Below are 17,079 nucleotides of genomic sequence, written 5' to 3'. Positions count from 1 at the left end.
ACCCAACCCCCTCCACCGCCACCTCCGCCGCCCCCACCGTTCCCGCCCCCACCGCCGCCGCAGGCGAGCGGCCCCCCGGTCTTCTGGGGAGACCCACCGAGAACAGGCTGACCCATGGCGCGATCACTCTCCTACGGCGACGCCGCCCGCCTGCTCGGCGGCGGCCCGGAGCACAGGGCCGTCGCCGCGCTCGACCGGCTGACCGGCGGGCTGCTGCTGACGGGCACCGGCACGGGCGTGGAGTTCGCGCTGAGCCTGTTCGACGCCAAGGGCGAACTCGCCAGGCTCTGCGGCGAGCTGCTGTCCGGCCTGGGCGATCGGCTGTGCGGACTGCGCCGCTACGATCGCACCGAGCGCCTTGAGGCGGCCCGGATGATCATCATGCTGACCGCGTTCTTTGAGGCCGTCGCCGAGTCCGGAGTGGAACTGCCCTTCACGGCAGACGAGTTGCGGATGGACCGGGCGCTTCAGGTCGGCTTCGTCACCCGGAGTTCGCTGCCCGCGGCCCGTCTCGGCGAGCTGGTCCCGATGCTGGTCAGCGTGCACAAGTTCGGGTTGTCACTGGGCGAGGGGCCCAATCCCGGATTTCCCGGCCTGCTCCAGTATTACCAGCACGAGGGCGTGCAGATCACCTACTTCCTCCGCGAGCTGGCCGAGCTGCACGGCCGGGCCGACGCCATCGGCCCCGAGTTCGAACAGGTCATGACCAGCACCGTCCCGGAACTCGCCGTCCAGCGTTACGAGGACCTGTTCCTGCGCCTGGCCACGGAGTTCCCCGAGGTGGCCTTCTGGACCGCGCGGGCCGAGCGCGCCGCGATCCAGCAGGAGGTCCGCGACACGCGGGCCGGGCTGGCCCGACTCGGCGGGGTGCTCGCGAGCGTCGCGGACGGACGGCCACCCGGCGAGCGGCGGCAGGCCCTCGCCCAGCGATACCAAAGTGTCCTGACGCGGCCCATGGTCCCCTCCGACGAGGCCGCCGATGGCTTCGCCGTCCCCTCGGCCGGGGACGCCTACATCGACCCCCGCTACCGCGCCGCCGGGGTGAGCCGGGGCGATCCGGTGGACGAGGAGAGCTGGTGGCGCGACCATCCCGTCCGGGACAGCCTCCAGGACTTCCTCATCGGGCACCTGACCTCCACGACCGCCGTCATGTGCCCGCTGATCGTGCTCGGCCTGCCGGGGTCGGGCAAGTCGCTGCTGACCAAGGTGCTGTCCGCGCGCCTGCCGCCCAGCGACTTCATGGTGGTACGGGTCGTGCTGCGCGAGGTCCCGGCCGACACCGACCTGCAGTCCCAGATCGAGTACGCGATCAGGGACGCCACCGGCGAGACGCTGACCTGGCCCGCCGTGTCCCGCGCCGCAGGAGACGCGCTGCCGGTCGTGCTGCTCGACGGGTTCGACGAACTGCTGCAGGCCACCGGCGCCAGCCAAACCGACTACCTGGAGCATGTCGTCCACTTCCAGGAGCGCGAAGCCGACCAGGGCCGCCCGGTCGCGGTCATGGTCACCACGCGCACGGCGGTCGCCGACCGCGCCCGCATCCCGCTGGTGGGGGCGGTCGCGGTACGGCTGGAGCCGTTCGACGACGATCAGGTGCGCAGTTGGCTGGAGGTGTGGAACAAGGTCAACGCCCCACGGGTGGCCGCCCGGAGGCTGCGCCCGCTCCCGGCCGAGGTCGCCCTGCGGCACCCCGAACTCGCCGGCCAGCCGCTGCTGCTGTTCATGCTCGCCGTCTACGACGCCGCCGACAACGCGCTCCAACGCGACGACGCCGGGCTCGACCAGGCCGAACTCTACGAGCGCATCCTGGTCCGCTTCGCCGAGCGGGAAGCAGGCAAGATCCCCGGCCACGACCTCACCGCGGAGGAGGAGTTGCATCGCCTCTCAGTGGTCGCGCTGGCGATGTTCAACCGGGGGCGGCTGTGGGCGAGTGAAGAGGAGATCGACGCCGACCTCGGCGCGCTGCTCGGCCTTGCTCCGGCCCGCCGTCCGGGCTCGGATTTCCGGCGCCCTGTCACACCGGCGCAGGCGGCCATCGGCCGGTTCTTCTTCGTGCACAAGGCGCAGGCCGTACAGGCCGACGTTCGGCTGATCACCTGCGAGTTCCTGCACGCCACCTTCGGCGAGTACCTCACCGCCCGCCTGCTGGTACGCGAACTCGAAGAGCTCGGCGCGGCGGCGGGCGCGAGCAGGTGGCGGCAGCGCGTGGACCATGGCTTTCTCCAGGCGGTGCTGTCCTTCGAGCCGCTGACCAAGCGCGGCCAGATCATCATGTTCCTCACCCTGCTGATCGCCGGGCTGCCCAAGGGCACCCGTACGGCGCTGCGCGAACTGCTGCTCATCTCCTTCCACAGCGCACTCCGTCCGTGGGCCGGATCCACCGGTCACGACTACGCCCCGGCCGATCTACCGGTCCCGGCCAGGCACGCGGCCTACTCGGCGAACCTGCTGCTCCTGGCGGTCCTGGTCGGCGGCCCGGTCACGGGACGGGAGCTGTTCCCTGAAGCGTGCCATCCGGTGGCGGAGTGGCGGCGGCATGCGTTGTTGTGGAAGTCGCAGTTCGGCTTCGAGGGCTGGCAGGGCCTGGTGGCGACGCTGCGGCTGGAACGGACCTGGCATGAGGACGAGCGGGAGGTCGTGATCGGTCTGGGAATGGGGATGGCTCTGATGCCGGATCCGTCCTGGACCTACGCCTTCCCGCCCGGCGGCGGTTGGCAGCTCTTCGACGGCGAGGAGCTGCGCCGGGAGAACCACTTCGCCTGCGACTTGGGCGGCGACGTGGCCTGGCATGCCCTCGAACCGTTCACGGCCACACGGCCCGGTGACATGTTCACCACGGGATTCGGCGCTGTCCACGGAAGCGAAACCGAATCGCTCGCCCACGCGCTGATCACTCTCTGGACGGTCTCCGGAGACCCGTACCGCGCGGACGCGCTCGAAGCGGCGTACGCGAGGTGCTTGGCGCACGTGCCTCAGCCCGCTGTCGCGCTGGAGCTGGCCATGCTAAGTCTCGTCCTGCGGCAGATGGCCGCCGATGCCGACCGGGTCTCGCTCGGGCTGCGAACGAGGATGCACGGACTGACGCACCTTCACATGATGCGGTTCTCCGGCAAGGAGGAGCGGTTGATTCGTGAGTGGCTGCGTGACCTGAACGTTCCGGAGGGAAGTGAGCGGCCGGAGCTGGAGTAATCGATATCTAAAGCCCTTACTTATATAAGCGGACTCTGATACTCTCGCACACATGATCGATGTGACACACCAGATCAACGCCGTCCGGCGCAGCCTCGGTACGCGGGTGCTGGAAGCCGGGGAGGCGCGGGTTCAGACCATTAGTCAGACGTACGACACCACCGTCGAAGACCTGTGGGACGCCTGCACGAATGCCGAGCGGATTCCGCGTTGGTTCATGCCGATCAGCGGGGAGCTGCGGTTGCGCGGGCGTTACCAGCTCGAAGGGAATGCGGGTGGGGTGATCGAGCGGTGTGATCCGCCGAAGGGGTTCGCCGCCACGTGGGAGTTCGGTGGGCAGGTGAGCTGGATCGAGGTGAGGCTGTCGCCCGGGCACGAGGGTGGGGCGCGGCTGGAGCTGGAGCATGTCGCGCATGTGAGCGATGACCTGTGGGAGCAGTACGGCCCGGGCGCCACCGGCGTCGGCTGGGATCTCGGGCTGCTGGGCCTGGCGATGCACATCTCCACCGGTGCAGAGGTGCCGCCGGAGATGAACACCGAGTGGACGAAGACGGCGGAGTACCGGCGGTTCGTGGAGCTGAGCGCCGATCGGTGGCGTGAGGCGAGCGTCGCCGCCGGTGCCGAGCCCGAGGCGGCCCGGGCCGCGGCCGAGCGCACCGCCGGGTTCTACACGGCCACCGAATAACGGGTCAGCGGACCTTCCCCAAGCCGCACAGGAAGTAGGGCTTGGACTTCTCCAGCAACGGGTCGATGACCTGGGCGTCCGACCGCCACTCGTGCAGGTTGACCAGGCCCGGCTCGACCAGGTCCAGGCCCGCGAAGAACGGCTCGACCTCGCTGGACAGCCGCCCGACGAAGGGCGTGGAGGCGTTCTGGTAGATCCGTTCGACCGGCGCGGCGGCCTCCGGGCGCTCGTCCACCACGACGTGCGACAGCGCCAGGAAGCTGCCCGGGGCGACGGCCGCGCGCAGCGTGCGGACGATGCCCGCCGGGTCGTCGCCGTCCGGGATGAAGTGCAGGATGGCGAGCAGCAGTACCGCGATCGGCCGGTCGAAGTCCAGGTGCGCGCGCACGGCCGGGTCGTGCAGGATCTCCCCGGGGCGGCGCACGTCGCCCGCGGCGACGATCACGTTGGGGCTGTCCTGGAGCAGGGCCCTGGCGTGGACGAGCACCTGCGGGTCGTTGTCCACGTAGACCGTCCGGGCGTCCGGCACCGTCTCGGCGGCGACCTGGTGTACGTTGTGCTGCGTCGGCAGGCCCGCGCCGATGTCCAGGAACTGATGGACGCCCTGCCCGGCCAGGAAACGCACCGCCCGGCAGAGGAACTCCCGGTTCTCCCTGATGCCGATGGGGATTTCCGGCACGTATTTCAGCACCATCTCGGCGGCGGCCCGGTCCACCGGCAGGTTGTTCTTGCCGCCCAGAAAGTAGTCATACATTCGTGCCGAATTGGGAATATTCGGGTTGAATCCTACCCCGAGTAACCTTGGATCCACGCTCTGCCTCCCTAGCCACCCAGATCCCCGGGATCTTACCTTGAAACGCTAAATCCACCTATATGGGGGAATTGGGGACTAGCCCGGGCGCTGCACCAAATGTCATGATCCATCCATGACTGTTCCCCCGCGCGTGCTGGGCGCCCAGCTCGCGGACGGCATTTCCCGGGGCAACATGTGGGCCCTGTTATCCATGGCCACGGCCTCCACCGCGGTCATCTCATTCCTTCCGTCCACCCAGCCGCACATCCTCGGCGCCGTTCTCGGCGTGCCGGAATCAGCGCAGGGCAGGGTGGTCGGCGCGCTCGGTTTCGCCGCCGAACTGGCGATGATCGCCAGCCTGGCCTGGTACGGCGCGCTCGCCGACCGGTTCGGCCGCCGCCCGATCGTGGTCGCCGGATTCGCCCTGACCGCGATCGGCACCGCCCTGTTCCCCTTCGCCGGGAACACCGCCGTGCTGATCGCCCTGCGGGTGATCTTCGGCCTCGGCGTCGCCGCGCTCAACGCGATGCTCTCCACGGTCGCGATCGACTACGTCCGCAGCCGGTCGCGCGGCAAGTCCTACGGCCTGACCGGGTTCTTCGGCGGGCTCGGCGCGGTGGTCGCGGTGCTGGTCATGGTACGGCTCCCGCAGACCCTGGAGTCCGTGGGCCACGACCCGGTCACCGCCGCCCGGCTGGCCTTCCTGATGATCGCGGCCTGCGTCCTGGCCGTCGCCGCGCTGCTGTGGCGGACCCTCTCCCGGGCCCCCGTCAGCCGCACCGCCGGGCACACCCCGCTGCCGCGCCTGGTCCGTGAGGGCGTCGCGCTCGCCAGAGACCCGGGCGTCGCGCTGTCCTACGCGGCCTCGTTCGTCGCCAGGGCCGACCTCGCCGTGGTCGTCGGCTTCATGACGCTGTGGATCGTGGACCACGCCACCCGCCAGGGCGGCATGTCCAGCGCGGAGGCCCTGGCCAGGGCGGGCGCGGTGGTCGGCGTCTCGCAGACCGTGGCGCTGCTGGGCGCGCCGCTGTTCGGCTGGCTGGGCGACCGGATGCGGCGGGAGAACCTGGTCATCCTCGCCCAGACCGTCGCCGCCCTCGCGTACCTGTCCACGCTGCTCATCGACGACCCGCTCGGCGCGGGGATGATGGTCGTCGCGGTGCTCATCGGCATCGGCGAGATCGCTGGCATCACCACCGCGGGCCCGCTGCTCGCCCAGCAGGCCCCGGCCGACGTGCGCGGCTCGGCGTTCGGCGTGCACACGCTCTGCGGGGCGGTGGGCATCATGATCGTCTCCGCGCTGGGCGGCGTCCTCTACGACATCTGGCGGCCCGCCGGGCCGTTCGTGCTCTCGGCCGCGTTCGGGCTGGCGGTGGTCGCGTTCGGGCTGGCCGTACGGCGTCGCGTACGCCCCCGCCCCGAGGCCGACCTGGCCAGAGAGGCCGCCCTGACCTCCTGAAACCGCCGAGCGGTATCCGGGGAAACGGCGTGGCGTTCCCCCGGGTCCGCCCGATGTCATCGGCATACTGGGACGGCTGGTCTGATCAATTACAGGTCGGGCATGGGTCACAGCCGCGCACGAAACCCTCCGCGCCGTCATCGCGACGGCAGTTTGCCGAACATCCGGGCTGCCGCCCGGCAGGAGGAGAAAAGAATGCGCTTGACCGCAGGAGCAGGAATTCTGGCGGCGGCCCTCGCCGGCCCCGTCATCATGCCCGGCGCGCTCGCCGAGGCGCTCGCCTTCGAGGCCGCCCCGGCGGACGACGGCTGGCGTACCGCCGTGGCCCGGTCCTACCCGATGCCCGACAATGACGACGACGACTCGGGCCAGGGCCGTGACCCTGACGCCGACGGGCGGATCGACCCCGTCAGGAACAGCCGGGTCACCGCGCTCCGGGTGCGGCCCTGGGCGCCGCGCCGCGACTCCGACCTGCGGGTCGAGGTCCGCTGCCCAAGCCCGTCCACGCACGCCACGGTCGCCTCCGACGCCATCAACGCCGTGGGCTCGCGGCGGGGGAGCCGCGAGCTGGGCATCGGCCTGGACGACGACGGTTACGGCCACGACACCGAGGGCGTGCCGTTCGACGCCAGGCTGGGTGTCAGGGACATCTGGCTGCGCTGCGTGAAGGTCGAGGTCGACGACCACACCCTGGTACGCCGGGTCCGGCTGATCTCCCGCCTGAGTACCACGCTCCTCGTCCGCAGGCACATCCTGTCCAAGATGAAGTGCGGCAGCGTGTGGTTCGTCTGCAAGAAGCCCGGCGACCCGGACCGTCCGCGCAAGTGGAAGAACGGTCCGGGCCCCGACGGCTGGAAGAACGGGAACGGGAACGGGAACGGCAACGGGCACAAGAACGGCCCGCGCGACTGATCACTTGGGCACCGGTACCACCGCCTCCTCGTCCACGCCGGGCGGCAGTACCACCTCACGCGCCGCCCCCGGAACGAGGCGCGGGTCATGGGTGATGAAGATCGTCGTCCGGCCGGCCATGAGCCGGCCGAGCGGCTCCATGATCCGCGCGGCGGTGGCCGAGTCCAGCCCGGTCATCGGCTCGTCCAGGATGAGCACCGGCGCGTCCCGCAGGATCGCCCTGGCGATGGCGATCCGCTGGCGCTGCCCTCCGGACAGCAGCCGGCCGCGCTCGCCGATCGGCGTGTCGTACTTCTCCGGCAGCGTGCCGATGAAGTCGTGCACGTCCGCCAGGATGGCCGCCTGGACGATCTCGTCCAGCTCGCACCCCGGCCGTCCGAACGCGATGTTGTCCCGCACGGTGCCGGAGAACAGCAGGTTCTCCTGTTGCAGGATGGTGATGTTGTCGCGCACCATCCGGCTCGGCAGCTCGCGGATGTCCCGGCCGTCCAGCGTGATGCGCCCCGTGGTGGCGTCGTAGAACCGCAGCAGCAGCTTGGCGACGGTGGACTTGCCGGCTCCGCTCGGCCCGGTGCACAGGATGAGGTCACCGGGGCCCGCGGCGAACGACAGGCCGGTCAGCGTGGCCCGCTTCCTGTTCGGATAGGTGAATCCGACGTTCTCGAACGCGATCTCCCCGCGTCCCCTGGCCGGCGACGTGGCCGGTGCGGGCGGTACCGCGGTGATCGGCTCGGCGTGCGGCTCCGGCTCGCCCGGCGCGCCCGGGTCCGCGACGTCCGGGCTGGTGCGCAGCACCTCCATCACCCGGTCCGACCCCGCCGCGGCCTCCGAGACCGTGAGCGCCAGCTCGCCCAGGCTCTGCACCGCCGGGTACAGGTACGCGAGGTAGGCGGCGAACGCCAGCAGCCCGCCGATGGTGAGCCGCCCGGCCGCGATCTCCCAGGCCCCCACGCCGATCACGACCAGCACGCACAGCGTCTCGATGACCTGCACGACCGGCCCGTACAGCGCGGACAGCCTGGCCTGCGCCAGGTTGGCCAGCATCCACCTGCGGCCCTGCCGGTTCAGCCGGGCCGCCTCGTTCTCCTGACGGTTGTAGGCCTGGACCAGTGACTGGTTGGCCAGGCTCTCCTCGATGACGCTGTTCATCTCCCCGTTGGCCCGCCGTTCGCGGGCCGCGGCGACGCGGAACCGGCCCGCGAACAGCTTGGAGACCCCGAGGAAGGCCGGTACCAGCGCGAGCGTCACCAGCGCCAGGTCCCACCGCAGGACCAGGGCCGCCCCGGCGAAGAACACGACGCTCACCGCCGTGGTGAACAGCCGGACCACCCCGGAGGCCAGCAGTTCCTCGATGGCCTCGATGTCGTTGGTCAGCCTGGCCATCTGGTCGCCGAGCCGGCGGTTGTCGTAGTAGTCGGGTGTCAACGTCTGCATATGCCGGAACAAACGGTCGCGCAGCCGGTACAGGAAGCGCTCTCCGCCGAACGCGGTCGCGTAGGCCCCGCTGAAGGACAGCACCGCGCCGACCAGGGCGAGAGCGAGCCAGCCGGTCGCGGGCGCCCAGAACGCGTCCAGGTGCCCCCTGGCCAGCACCTGGTCGGTGATGGCGCCGAACAGCGAGATGGCCGCGACCTCGCAGCCCGCGGCCACGGCCGCGCACCCGATCCCGAGCACGATCCACCTGCGCAGACCGCGGGTGTAGGGCCAGAACCTCCTTATCGTCTGCCTGATGGAGACCATCGGGGCCAGCGGCGTCTCTTCCCCCGGCGCGCCGCGCGCCCGCCCCTCCCCGTCGCGGGGCGTGGAAAAGGCCGCCTCGGGCTCCGTGGCGGCCTCGTCGAGTGGGGAGGGGGAAGGCCGACGGGCGAGCCGTCGGCCTCCCCCTGACCTTGTTACCACCAGCCCCGCCAGCCGCGGCCGCAGCAGCGGCGCCGACGGCGGCAGCAGACGAGGTGGCAGCGCCAGCGGCGCCGATGGCAGCCACCACCACAGCCTCCGCCCCAGCCGCCGCCACAGCCGCCGCCCCAGTGGGTCGGGAAGACCTGAGCAATCATTTGGATTTCCCCCTTCGCCTGTCCTTTTCCTGGACTTGCGAAAGCGACATTACCAGCCGTAGTCGGACAATTACGCAAACGAGCGGTCTTGCTTGATTCGTGGATTTTTTGCAGGTTTGTTCGGATAAATCTAGACGTGCGGTACTTTCAAGGGCTATGAAAGCTTCGTCCGCTCATGTCATAGTGCATTGCCGCCAAACGCGGCCCACGTAAAGACCTGACCGGGCATTACTCATGAGTAGGTGGGGGCGCATTCGCTGCCTCTTCGCACCGGGCCGGTCACCGCGGGTTGATCGGACCCGCGCTGAGCGGCCGAAAAGCGCGAAGGTCGATCCTCCAAGGGATATTCCCGGGAATGGCATGACCTTCTGACCGCGGTTGGCTATCGTCGCAGCATCCGACTTCCCCTGGGGGCCGCACAATGCAGCCGGCGCCGCGCCGTACGATGCCCGAACCCGCACTCCACGAGGTCGCCGACGGCGTGTTCGCCTATGTGCAGCCCGACGGGAGCTGGATGCTCAACAACACCGGCCTGGTGCTGGACGGCGCGGGCGGGCACGTGCTCGTGGACACCACCTGTACCGAGGCGCGCAACCGGGCCCTGCTGGCGCGCGTCGCCGAGGTCGCGGGCGAGGGGCCGCCGCGCGCCCTGGTCAACACCCACCACCACGGCGACCACACCTACGGCAACTGGCTGCTGCCCGCCGCCACCCCGGTCATCGGCCACGTCCACTGCCGTGCGGACATCCTGGCCGCCGGGCTCGTGGCGGCCGAGATCCTCACCGGCCCCGCGTACGGCGAGCTGCGCCTGCGCCCGCCGGAGGTGACGTTCGAGACCCGGATGGCCCTGCACGCCGGCGAGCGCCGGATCGACCTGCTGCACGCCGGGCCCGCGCACACCCGCGGCGACGTCATCGCCTGGCTGCCGGAAGAGCGCGTGGCGTTCGCCGGAGACCTGGTGATCAACGGTGGCCAGCCGTTCCTGGTGGAGGGTAGCGTGGCCGGCTACCCGCGCGCGCTGGCCATGCTGCGCGAGCTGGACCCACTGGTGCTGGTCCCCGGGCACGGCGCGATCTGCCGGGGCGATGAGATCCGCCGGGTGCTCGACGACCTGGTCGGATACACGGCCCTCGTGGACGGCCTGGCCAGGTACGGGCACAAGACCGGCGCGCCGCCGCTGACCATGGCCCGCGCCGCGGCCCGCGAGCTCGGCCCGTTCGCCGACTGGACGGAGCGCGAACGGCTGGTCGGCAACCTGCACCGGGCCTACCACGAGCTGGACGGCAACCCCCTGGGCTCACCCCTCGCGCTGACCGGCGTCTGGCCCGACATGGTCACCGTCAACGGCGGTCCGATCGCCTGTCACGCCTGAGGTCCGGGAGAGAGACCCGAATCCGACGTTGCCGAGTCGCCGGGAGCCGTCGAGACTACGGACTCATGGAGCATTCATTCCCGTTCATCCCTTACGTGCCTGACCGGTACCCCGCGGCGGAGATGCTCGCCCGCGGACGCGAGTTCTTCGAGCTGGTCGACGGACGCAGGAGCGTGCGGGCGTTCAGCCCCGAACCGGTCCCGCGCGAGTGCATCGAGATCGCCGTGCGGGCGGCCAACACCGCGCCCTCCGGGGCGCACCAGCAGCCGTGGAAGTTCGTCCTGGTCGGCGACCAGGAGACGAAGAAGCGGATCAAGGAGGCCGCCGAGATCGAGGAACGCCAGAACTACGAGGGCGGCCGGCTGCCCGCCGAGTGGCGCGAGGCGCTGGCCCCGCTGGAGACCGGCTCCGACAAGGGCTACCTGGAGGTCGCCCCATGGCTGGTGGTCTGCTTCGCGGAGAAGTACGGCGTGGCCCCGGACGGCTCCAAGCGCAAGCACTACTACGTCAACGAGAGCGTCGGCATCGCCTGCGGCCTTTTCATCACCGCGCTGCACTCCATGGGCCTGTGCACGCTCACCCACACCCCCAACCCGATGGCGTTCCTGACCGAGATCTGCGGCAGGCCCGCCAACGAGCGGCCCTACATCCTCTTCCCGGTCGGCTACCCGGCGCCGGACGTCGAGGTGCCCGACCTCGCCAGGAAGCCGCTCGCACAGGCCCTGATCCACCTGGACGAACCCACCTGAGCGGCCGGTCGTAGCCTGAGACCATGACGAGCCGGGGCGTGGTCGCGTGACGCGGATCCTTGTCGTGGACGACGAGCCGCAGTTGCTCCGCGCCCTGCGCATCAACCTGTCCGCCCGCCGCTACGAGGTCGCGGTGGCCGCCGACGGCGGCGCGGCGCTGCAGAAGGCCGCGGACTGGTACCCCGACCTCGTGGTGCTGGACCTCGGGCTACCCGACATGGACGGCGTGGAGGTCATCCACGGCCTGCGCGGCTGGACCAGCGTGCCGATCGTGGTGCTGTCCGGCCGCGCGGGCAGTGACGACAAGGTCGAGGCCCTGGACGCGGGCGCCGACGACTACGTGACCAAGCCGTTCGCGATCGACGAACTGCTCGCCAGGATCCGCGCGGTGAGCCGGCGTACCGCGCAGCAGGGGGAGGAGGAGCCCGCGCGGGTCCGGATCGGCTCCCATGTGGTGGACCTGGCGAGCAAGACCGTCTCCGGCGGCGTACGGCTCACGCCCACCGAGTGGCACCTGCTGGAGGTGCTGGTCCGCAACCCCGGCAAGCTGGTCGGCCAGCGCGCGCTGCTGGCGGAGGTCTGGGGCGAGGTGTACGTCAAGGAGACGAACTACCTGCGGCAGTACATGGCCCAGCTCCGCCGCAAGCTGGAGCCCGATCCGGCGCGTCCCGTTCACCTGATCACCGAGCCGGGCATGGGGTATCGTTTCGTCCCCGGCAATGATGCGATTACATGATTACCTTACTAAGGGTGGGTTCATGACGATCGAATACGTGCGGTACCAGGTGCCCGAGGACCGGGCGGAGGAGTTCGAGAAGCGGGTCGCCGAGCACCTTTCCGGCGCGCCCGGCTGCGCCGACTACGAACTGGCCCGCGATGGACGGGCCTACCTGCTGCGAATCACCTGGGACGAGCCCGGCGAGCCCCCCGCGCCCGAACTGGCCGCCGAGCGCAGCCGCTACGCCCCCACCCGCGTCCGGGGCGCCGGCGGCTCGGTGCCCACGATCTACCAGTGGGCGGGCGGCGCCGCGGCGTTCGAGCGGCTGACCGCGGCGTTCTACGACAAGGTCCTCAAAGACGACCTGATCGGGCCGCTGTTCGCGCACATGCACCCCGAGCACCCGCGCTATGTCGCGATGTGGCTCTCAGAGGTGTTCGGCGGACCCGACCGCTACACCACTGAGCGCGGCGGGTACGTCGCGATGCTCGCCCACCACCTCGGCAAGGCGATCAGCGAGCCGCAGCGCCGCCGCTGGGTCGCCCTCCTCCAGGACGCCGCCGACGAGGTCGGCCTGCCCGCCGACCCCGAGTTCCGCGCGGCCTTCCTCGGCTACATCGAGTGGGGCACCCGCCTGGCCGTCACCAACTCCCAGCCGGACGCCGACCCGATCCGCCAGGCGCCCGTGCCGCGCTGGGGGTGGGGCGTCGCGCCGCCGTACGTCGGCTAGCGCCCCGGATGAGTACTTGAACGAGAGTTGAGTACTTGCTAGCTTGTTGAACACATGCTGCTTGGAGGTGCGTGTGAACGGCAGGCTGAGCGCCGAGGAGGCGCTGCGTGAGATCGACCAGGTCGGCGGGAGCGTGCGCCGCTCCGGCCGATGGGCCGGCCGCTGGATGTTCGCCCTGGGCATCGGGGCCGTCATCTACTGGCTGGCCATGCTGCTCGGCGGTGAGACGCTGCGCGGCATCGCCGGCTGGGGATGGCTGCTGTTCGTCGCCGGCTCGATGGTCTACGTCTGCCGCCAGCGCGTCTTCAGCCGGGCGGTCTGGCGGTTGCAGTGGCCGATCACCGCGGGCTTCCTGCTCACCAGCGCGGCGGCCACGCTGTTCGCCGTCTTCCTGATGCCCGACGAGCCCGGCCCGCCATGGGTCGCGCTGGCCGTACTGACCGCGGTCGTCGCCGGCGCGCCGCCCATCTGGGGCGGCTGGCTGCTGCGCCACCGGGAAGTGACAGGTTGAGCGGCGCCACGCACCCGCGCCACGACCTGGACGAGGTCATCCACGCCCCGGTCCGCCTGTCCATCATGGCGGCGCTGTCCGGCGCGGAGCGGATCGACTTCCGCTTCCTCCGCGACACCATCGAGGTCAGCGACTCCCTGCTCTCCAAGCACATTGTCACTCTTGAAAACGCCGGTTACGTGAACGTCGACAAGGCGTTCGTCGGCAAGCGCGCCAAGACCTGGCTCTCGCTCACCGAGCAGGGCCGGGCCGCCTTCGCGCGCTACACCGACGTACTCCGGCAGATCACGGAAGGGGCCACCCGTGCCTGACCGCTCCGCGCTGGAGACCCGCGCGCTGCACAAGCGATACGGCGACAAGGAGGCGCTGCGCGGCGTCGGCCTCGCCGTCCGCCCCGGCGAGATGTTCGGCTTCGTCGGCGCCAACGGCGCGGGAAAGACCACCACCATGCGGATCGTCATGGGCGTGCTCGAAGCCGACGCCGGAGAGGTCCTGTGGCAGGGCCGCCCGATGACCTTCGAGGACCGGCGCGGCTTCGGCTACATGCCCGAAGAGCGCGGCCTGTACCAGAAGATGCGGGTCGCCGAGCAGATCGAGTACTTCGGCAGGCTGCACGGCATGTCCCCGGCCGCGGCGCGGACCGCCACCCACGACCTGCTCGAACGGCTCGGCCTCACCGAGCGCGCCGGCGACCCCATCGAGGCGCTGTCCCTCGGCAACCAGCAGCGGGTACAACTCGCCGTCGCGCTCGTCCACGACCCCACGCTGCTGATCCTCGACGAGCCGTTCTCCGGCCTGGACCCCATCGCCGTGGACGCGCTGGCCGGCGTGCTCGCCGAACGCCGCGCCGCGGGCGTACCGGTGATCTTCTCCAGCCACCAGCTCGACCTGGTGGAACGGATGTGCGACTCGGTCGGCATCATCTCCGCCGGCCGGATGGTGGCCGCCGGGCCGGTGGACGAGGTCCGCGCCAGGGAAGGCCGCAGGCAGCTCAAGGTCGTGGTGCGAGGCGCCGGGCCCGGATGGGCCGACGGCCTGCCCGCCGAGATCACCCACCAGAACGGCGTCCACGTACTCCGCGCCGCCGAAGCCGACGACCAGGCGATCCTGCGCGCCGCGATGAGCGCGGGCACGGTCGAACACTTCGGCTGGGAGCAACCGACGCTCACCGAGATCTTCAGGGAGGCCGTGGCGTGAACGACATCCTGCTGGTCGCGCGGCGCGAGATCAGCGTACGCGCGCGCACCAAGGGCTTCCTGATCAGCCTCGCGGTCAGCGCCGTGCTCGTCGCCGCGCTGGCCATGCTGCCCAAACTGTTCGCCGGCAACGACTCCTACGACGTCGGCCTGGTCGGCTCCGACTCGCTGCGCGCCGCCGCCACCACGGCCGCCACCGCCCAGCAGGTCGATCTGTCCTTCACCCCGCTGCCTGACGAGGCCGCGGCCCGCACCGCGCTACTGGCCGGGGACATCGACGCCGCCGTGCTCGACGGCCGCGCGCTCCTCGCCGACGGCGCGGTCGACCGCCGCCTCGGCGTCATCCTCCAGGCCGGGCACACCAGCGTGAAGACCCAGGAACAACTGCGCGCCGCCGGGCTCGACCCCGCCAAGGTCACCGAGGCCATGCGGGTCGCGCCGCTCACCGAACAATCGGTCAGCCCGCTGCGCGGCGACTCCTCGGTGCGGTCGGGCTTCGCGATGCTGATCGTCTTCGTGCTGTTCTTCCTGCTCATGTCCTCGGTCACCGCGGTTGCCATGGGCGTGGTCGAGGAGAAGGGCAGCCGGATCGTCGAACTGATCCTCACCTCGATCCGGCCCTGGCAACTGCTGGCCGGCAAGATCCTCGGCCTTGGGGCGCTCGGCCTGGTCAATCTGGGGGTCGTCATCGTGGCCGGGCTCTCGGCGGGCGTCGCGACCGGGCTGACGGCCGACCTGCCCGACGGCGTGGCGGGCATCGTGGCGGGAGCGGTGGTGTGGTTCCTGCTGGGGTACGCGTTCTTCGCGGTGCTGGCGGCGGCCTTCGGTTCGCTGGTGTCCCGCCAGGAGGAGGTCAGCGGTGTGCTCACCCCGCTGACCACGCTCCTCATGGCGGTCTACCTGGTCGCCTTCTACGCCGTCGCCGAACCGACCGGGCCGCTCGCCCGGGTGCTGTCCCTGGTCCCGCCGTTCTCCTCCATGGTCATGCCGGTCCGCATGGCCGCCACAGAGGTCCAGCTCTGGGAACTCGCCGTCGCGGCCGTCGCGATGCTCGCCGCGGTGGCCGCCGTCCTCGCGGCGGGAGCCCGCATCTACCGCCGCGCGGTCCTGCGCACCGGGGCCCGCATCCGCCTCACCGAAGCACTGCGCTAGCGGGGGGCGTTCCGGCGTGCCCGTCAGGCGGTACGGCGGTGCCGGGCGGTGGCCCTGGTCCGGCGGGCCAGCCTCAGTGCCCTGAGCCCCACCCAGATCAGAAGGAAGACCCCGAAACCGCCCTGGACGACGCGAAGCATCATGGGCGTGTCCAGGGCGGCGAAGACCACCACCCCTGTCCACAGCACCCCGAACACCCCGACGAACCCGATGGCAGCCCAGTCCAGCCACATCCGCCCCATGGGCCAAGTGTTCCAGCCGGGGATTCAAGCCCAGGTCAGGCACTATCGCGGCGATGACCTTACGCCCGTCAAAATGCCCGCCATCCCGACAACCCCCACCCTCGGGCCGGGTACCTGGCCCTGCTTTTCTGAAGCCGGGCGCCAGGGGTGGGCTGCTCGTTCCCTCTATGTCGAGCAACCGACACTTAACCTGGGCCCGGTTCCTTGGAACACGTCTACCTGAACCCCGGGCCGGCCGGCCCGGAGGCTGGATACGTTGACCTATCTGGGGGTCGTACGGCTGACGCCGGCGCAGCGGGGGCCGCGGCCGTGGGGGCGGAGGGTGCGCATCGGTGCCCTTTCCAGCGCGGCGACGAGGGCCGCGGCCGTGTGCGCGTCGGCGAGGATGCGCCCGACCGACTCCCCGTCCGCCGGGAGTTGCCCGCGCTTGGCCAGCTCGTCCCGTACGAACGTGAGCGGATCATCGTCGCCGGCGAGGTCGGCGGCGACCGAGGCCCGCGCGGCGGTCAGCAGCCGCAGGTAATAGGCCCGCAGCGTCGCCTCGCGCATGCTGACCTGCTCAAGGTCGTCCAGTAGTGTCCTGGCGAGCTGAAGGAGGTCACCGGCACGGGTCTCCTCCGCGGCGAGGTGGGCGCGGATGTCATCGAACTCCGAGCGGGTCATGGTGGTACCTCCACAGGTGGAGAGCTCGTGCTCACTTGGTACTAGGGACCGATTGCGGATGACTTGCGGTCCGGTTGCGTGTGCGCTTGCACGCCGACCGGCAGAGCGGGGCGTCGGCCGGGTCGCGCGCGGGTTGCGGTCCGGTGGGTTTGAGGGCGCCGGGCAGGCGGGAATGGTCCACCGGTTACGCGTGTTGTCCATGGCACCGCCGGAGGGCTGCTAAAGTTCTTTACGCGGAAGACGCGCGAGACGCCACCCAGGGTGGCGGCACCGGGCGAAATCGCACCCTTTCACTTCGGATCGCCGGGTTAGTTTGGACTTGTCCGGTTAGTCTGGTAAGTTAGAGGGGTTGCCCTGGAGACGGGGCGACGAAATGAGGAATAGGCTTCAAGCCCCGAAGGGCTGGATCGGTTCGGCTGGTCTGGTTCGACGGTGTACGCGCCCGTTTCTTGAGAACTCAACAGTGTGCTAAAAGCCAGTGCATGTACAACATGTATGACCCCGTCATCTCATCTTAGCTGGTGAGATGGTGGATTCCTTTGAACGAGACACCGTTCATCATCCGTTTAGCCGGATGGGTGTCTCGCGCAGGATTAGTGGTTCTTCAAGCATTGTTTGGAGAGTTTGATCCTGGCTCAGGACGAACGCTGGCGG

16 protein-coding genes are annotated in these 17,079 nt (G+C 70.3%); 12 read left to right on the top strand and 4 right to left on the bottom strand.

What is annotated here, in order from left to right:
- The first annotated feature begins 114 nt into the window (after window positions 1-114).
- The gene (locus tag ACH34R_RS43615; protein ID WP_397567525.1) at window positions 115-3,189 is read left to right on the top strand and encodes an NACHT domain-containing protein; all 3,075 of its coding nucleotides are present in this window, start codon (window positions 115-117) and stop codon (window positions 3,187-3,189) included.
- 52 nt (window positions 3,190-3,241) lie between these two features.
- On the top strand, window positions 3,242-3,874 hold the full coding sequence (locus tag ACH34R_RS43610) for an SRPBCC family protein (RefSeq protein WP_397567524.1): 633 nt from the start codon (window positions 3,242-3,244) through the stop codon (window positions 3,872-3,874).
- A 4-nt stretch (window positions 3,875-3,878) separates the two neighbouring features.
- Here the strand turns inward: ACH34R_RS43610 and ACH34R_RS43605 are convergent, their stop codons facing one another.
- Window positions 3,879-4,685, bottom strand: coding sequence for an SAM-dependent methyltransferase (locus ACH34R_RS43605; RefSeq protein WP_397567523.1), 807 nt, complete (start codon window positions 4,683-4,685; stop codon window positions 3,879-3,881).
- A 115-nt stretch (window positions 4,686-4,800) separates the two neighbouring features.
- On the opposite strand from ACH34R_RS43605, the gene ACH34R_RS43600 reads away from it, so the two are divergent.
- Window positions 4,801-6,126, top strand: coding sequence for an MFS transporter (locus tag ACH34R_RS43600; protein WP_397567522.1), 1,326 nt, complete (start codon window positions 4,801-4,803; stop codon window positions 6,124-6,126).
- Window positions 6,127-6,321: 195 nt separating this feature from the next.
- Window positions 6,322-7,038, top strand: a complete 717-nt coding sequence (locus ACH34R_RS43595) for a hypothetical protein (RefSeq protein ID WP_397567520.1) — start codon at window positions 6,322-6,324, stop codon at window positions 7,036-7,038.
- Here ACH34R_RS43595 and ACH34R_RS43590 read toward each other — a convergent pair whose 3' ends face one another.
- Window positions 7,039-8,778: an ABC transporter ATP-binding protein gene (locus ACH34R_RS43590; RefSeq protein ID WP_397567519.1), complete on the bottom strand. Its 1,740-nt coding sequence runs from the start codon at window positions 8,776-8,778 to the stop codon at window positions 7,039-7,041.
- 759 nt (window positions 8,779-9,537) lie between these two features.
- Between ACH34R_RS43590 and ACH34R_RS43585 the strand changes: the two genes are divergently transcribed.
- The 8 genes from ACH34R_RS43585 to ACH34R_RS43550 all read left to right on the top strand — a co-directional run bounded on the left by ACH34R_RS43585 (window position 9,538) and on the right by ACH34R_RS43550 (window position 15,520).
- Window positions 9,538-10,464, top strand: a complete 927-nt coding sequence (locus ACH34R_RS43585; RefSeq protein WP_397567518.1) for an MBL fold metallo-hydrolase — start codon at window positions 9,538-9,540, stop codon at window positions 10,462-10,464.
- A 65-nt stretch (window positions 10,465-10,529) separates the two neighbouring features.
- Window positions 10,530-11,213, top strand: coding sequence for a nitroreductase family protein (locus ACH34R_RS43580; RefSeq protein WP_397567516.1), 684 nt, complete (start codon window positions 10,530-10,532; stop codon window positions 11,211-11,213).
- Window positions 11,214-11,259: 46 nt separating this feature from the next.
- On the top strand, window positions 11,260-11,949 hold the full coding sequence (locus tag ACH34R_RS43575; RefSeq protein WP_397567515.1) for a response regulator: 690 nt from the start codon (window positions 11,260-11,262) through the stop codon (window positions 11,947-11,949).
- A gap of 22 nt (window positions 11,950-11,971) precedes the next feature.
- The gene (locus ACH34R_RS43570; protein WP_397567514.1) at window positions 11,972-12,661 is read left to right on the top strand and encodes an antibiotic biosynthesis monooxygenase; all 690 of its coding nucleotides are present in this window, start codon (window positions 11,972-11,974) and stop codon (window positions 12,659-12,661) included.
- A 73-nt stretch (window positions 12,662-12,734) separates the two neighbouring features.
- A complete protein-coding gene (locus ACH34R_RS43565; RefSeq protein ID WP_397567513.1) occupies window positions 12,735-13,172 on the top strand; it encodes a hypothetical protein in 438 nt (145 codons plus the stop codon).
- Complete coding sequence (locus ACH34R_RS43560) at window positions 13,169-13,483, top strand: winged helix-turn-helix domain-containing protein (RefSeq protein ID WP_397567512.1); 315 nt, start codon at window positions 13,169-13,171, stop codon at window positions 13,481-13,483. Before ACH34R_RS43565 ends, ACH34R_RS43560 begins: the two co-directional genes overlap by 4 nt.
- Window positions 13,476-14,369: an ABC transporter ATP-binding protein gene (locus ACH34R_RS43555; RefSeq protein ID WP_397567511.1), complete on the top strand. Its 894-nt coding sequence runs from the start codon at window positions 13,476-13,478 to the stop codon at window positions 14,367-14,369. The genes ACH34R_RS43560 and ACH34R_RS43555 overlap by 8 nt, the downstream gene beginning before the upstream one ends.
- Window positions 14,366-15,520: an ABC transporter permease gene (locus ACH34R_RS43550; RefSeq protein WP_397567510.1), complete on the top strand. Its 1,155-nt coding sequence runs from the start codon at window positions 14,366-14,368 to the stop codon at window positions 15,518-15,520. Before ACH34R_RS43555 ends, ACH34R_RS43550 begins: the two co-directional genes overlap by 4 nt.
- Window positions 15,521-15,543: 23 nt before the next feature.
- Here the strand turns inward: ACH34R_RS43550 and ACH34R_RS43545 are convergent, their stop codons facing one another.
- Together ACH34R_RS43545 and ACH34R_RS43540 are read right to left on the bottom strand one after the other, a co-directional pair.
- On the bottom strand, window positions 15,544-15,762 hold the full coding sequence (locus tag ACH34R_RS43545) for a hypothetical protein (RefSeq protein ID WP_397567508.1): 219 nt from the start codon (window positions 15,760-15,762) through the stop codon (window positions 15,544-15,546).
- A gap of 261 nt (window positions 15,763-16,023) precedes the next feature.
- Entirely contained in the window at window positions 16,024-16,425 is a 402-nt protein-coding gene (locus ACH34R_RS43540) for a hypothetical protein (RefSeq protein WP_397567507.1), read from the bottom strand.
- Between the last annotated feature and the right edge of the window lie 654 nt (window positions 16,426-17,079).

This window comes from Spongiactinospora sp. 9N601 (assembly GCF_044326295.1).
GTDB lineage: Bacteria > Actinomycetota > Actinomycetes > Streptosporangiales > Streptosporangiaceae > Spongiactinospora > Spongiactinospora gelatinilytica.
Note: the sequence above shows the minus strand (reverse complement) of the source record. Positions and strands in the feature narration are given on the sequence as shown.

Coding starts and splice junctions, on each gene's coding strand:
- ACH34R_RS43615 (WP_397567525.1), top strand. CDS start 115: ATGGCGCGATCACTCTCCTACGGCGACGCCGCCCGCCTGCTCGGCGGC.
- ACH34R_RS43610 (WP_397567524.1), top strand. CDS start 3,242: ATGATCGATGTGACACACCAGATCAACGCCGTCCGGCGCAGCCTCGGT.
- ACH34R_RS43600 (WP_397567522.1), top strand. CDS start 4,801: ATGACTGTTCCCCCGCGCGTGCTGGGCGCCCAGCTCGCGGACGGCATT.
- ACH34R_RS43595 (WP_397567520.1), top strand. CDS start 6,322: ATGCGCTTGACCGCAGGAGCAGGAATTCTGGCGGCGGCCCTCGCCGGC.
- ACH34R_RS43590 (WP_397567519.1), bottom strand. CDS start 8,778: ATGGTCTCCATCAGGCAGACGATAAGGAGGTTCTGGCCCTACACCCGC.
- ACH34R_RS43585 (WP_397567518.1), top strand. CDS start 9,538: ATGCCCGAACCCGCACTCCACGAGGTCGCCGACGGCGTGTTCGCCTAT.
- ACH34R_RS43580 (WP_397567516.1), top strand. CDS start 10,530: ATGGAGCATTCATTCCCGTTCATCCCTTACGTGCCTGACCGGTACCCC.
- ACH34R_RS43570 (WP_397567514.1), top strand. CDS start 11,972: ATGACGATCGAATACGTGCGGTACCAGGTGCCCGAGGACCGGGCGGAG.
- ACH34R_RS43545 (WP_397567508.1), bottom strand. CDS start 15,762: ATGGGGCGGATGTGGCTGGACTGGGCTGCCATCGGGTTCGTCGGGGTG.
- ACH34R_RS43540 (WP_397567507.1), bottom strand. CDS start 16,425: ATGACCCGCTCGGAGTTCGATGACATCCGCGCCCACCTCGCCGCGGAG.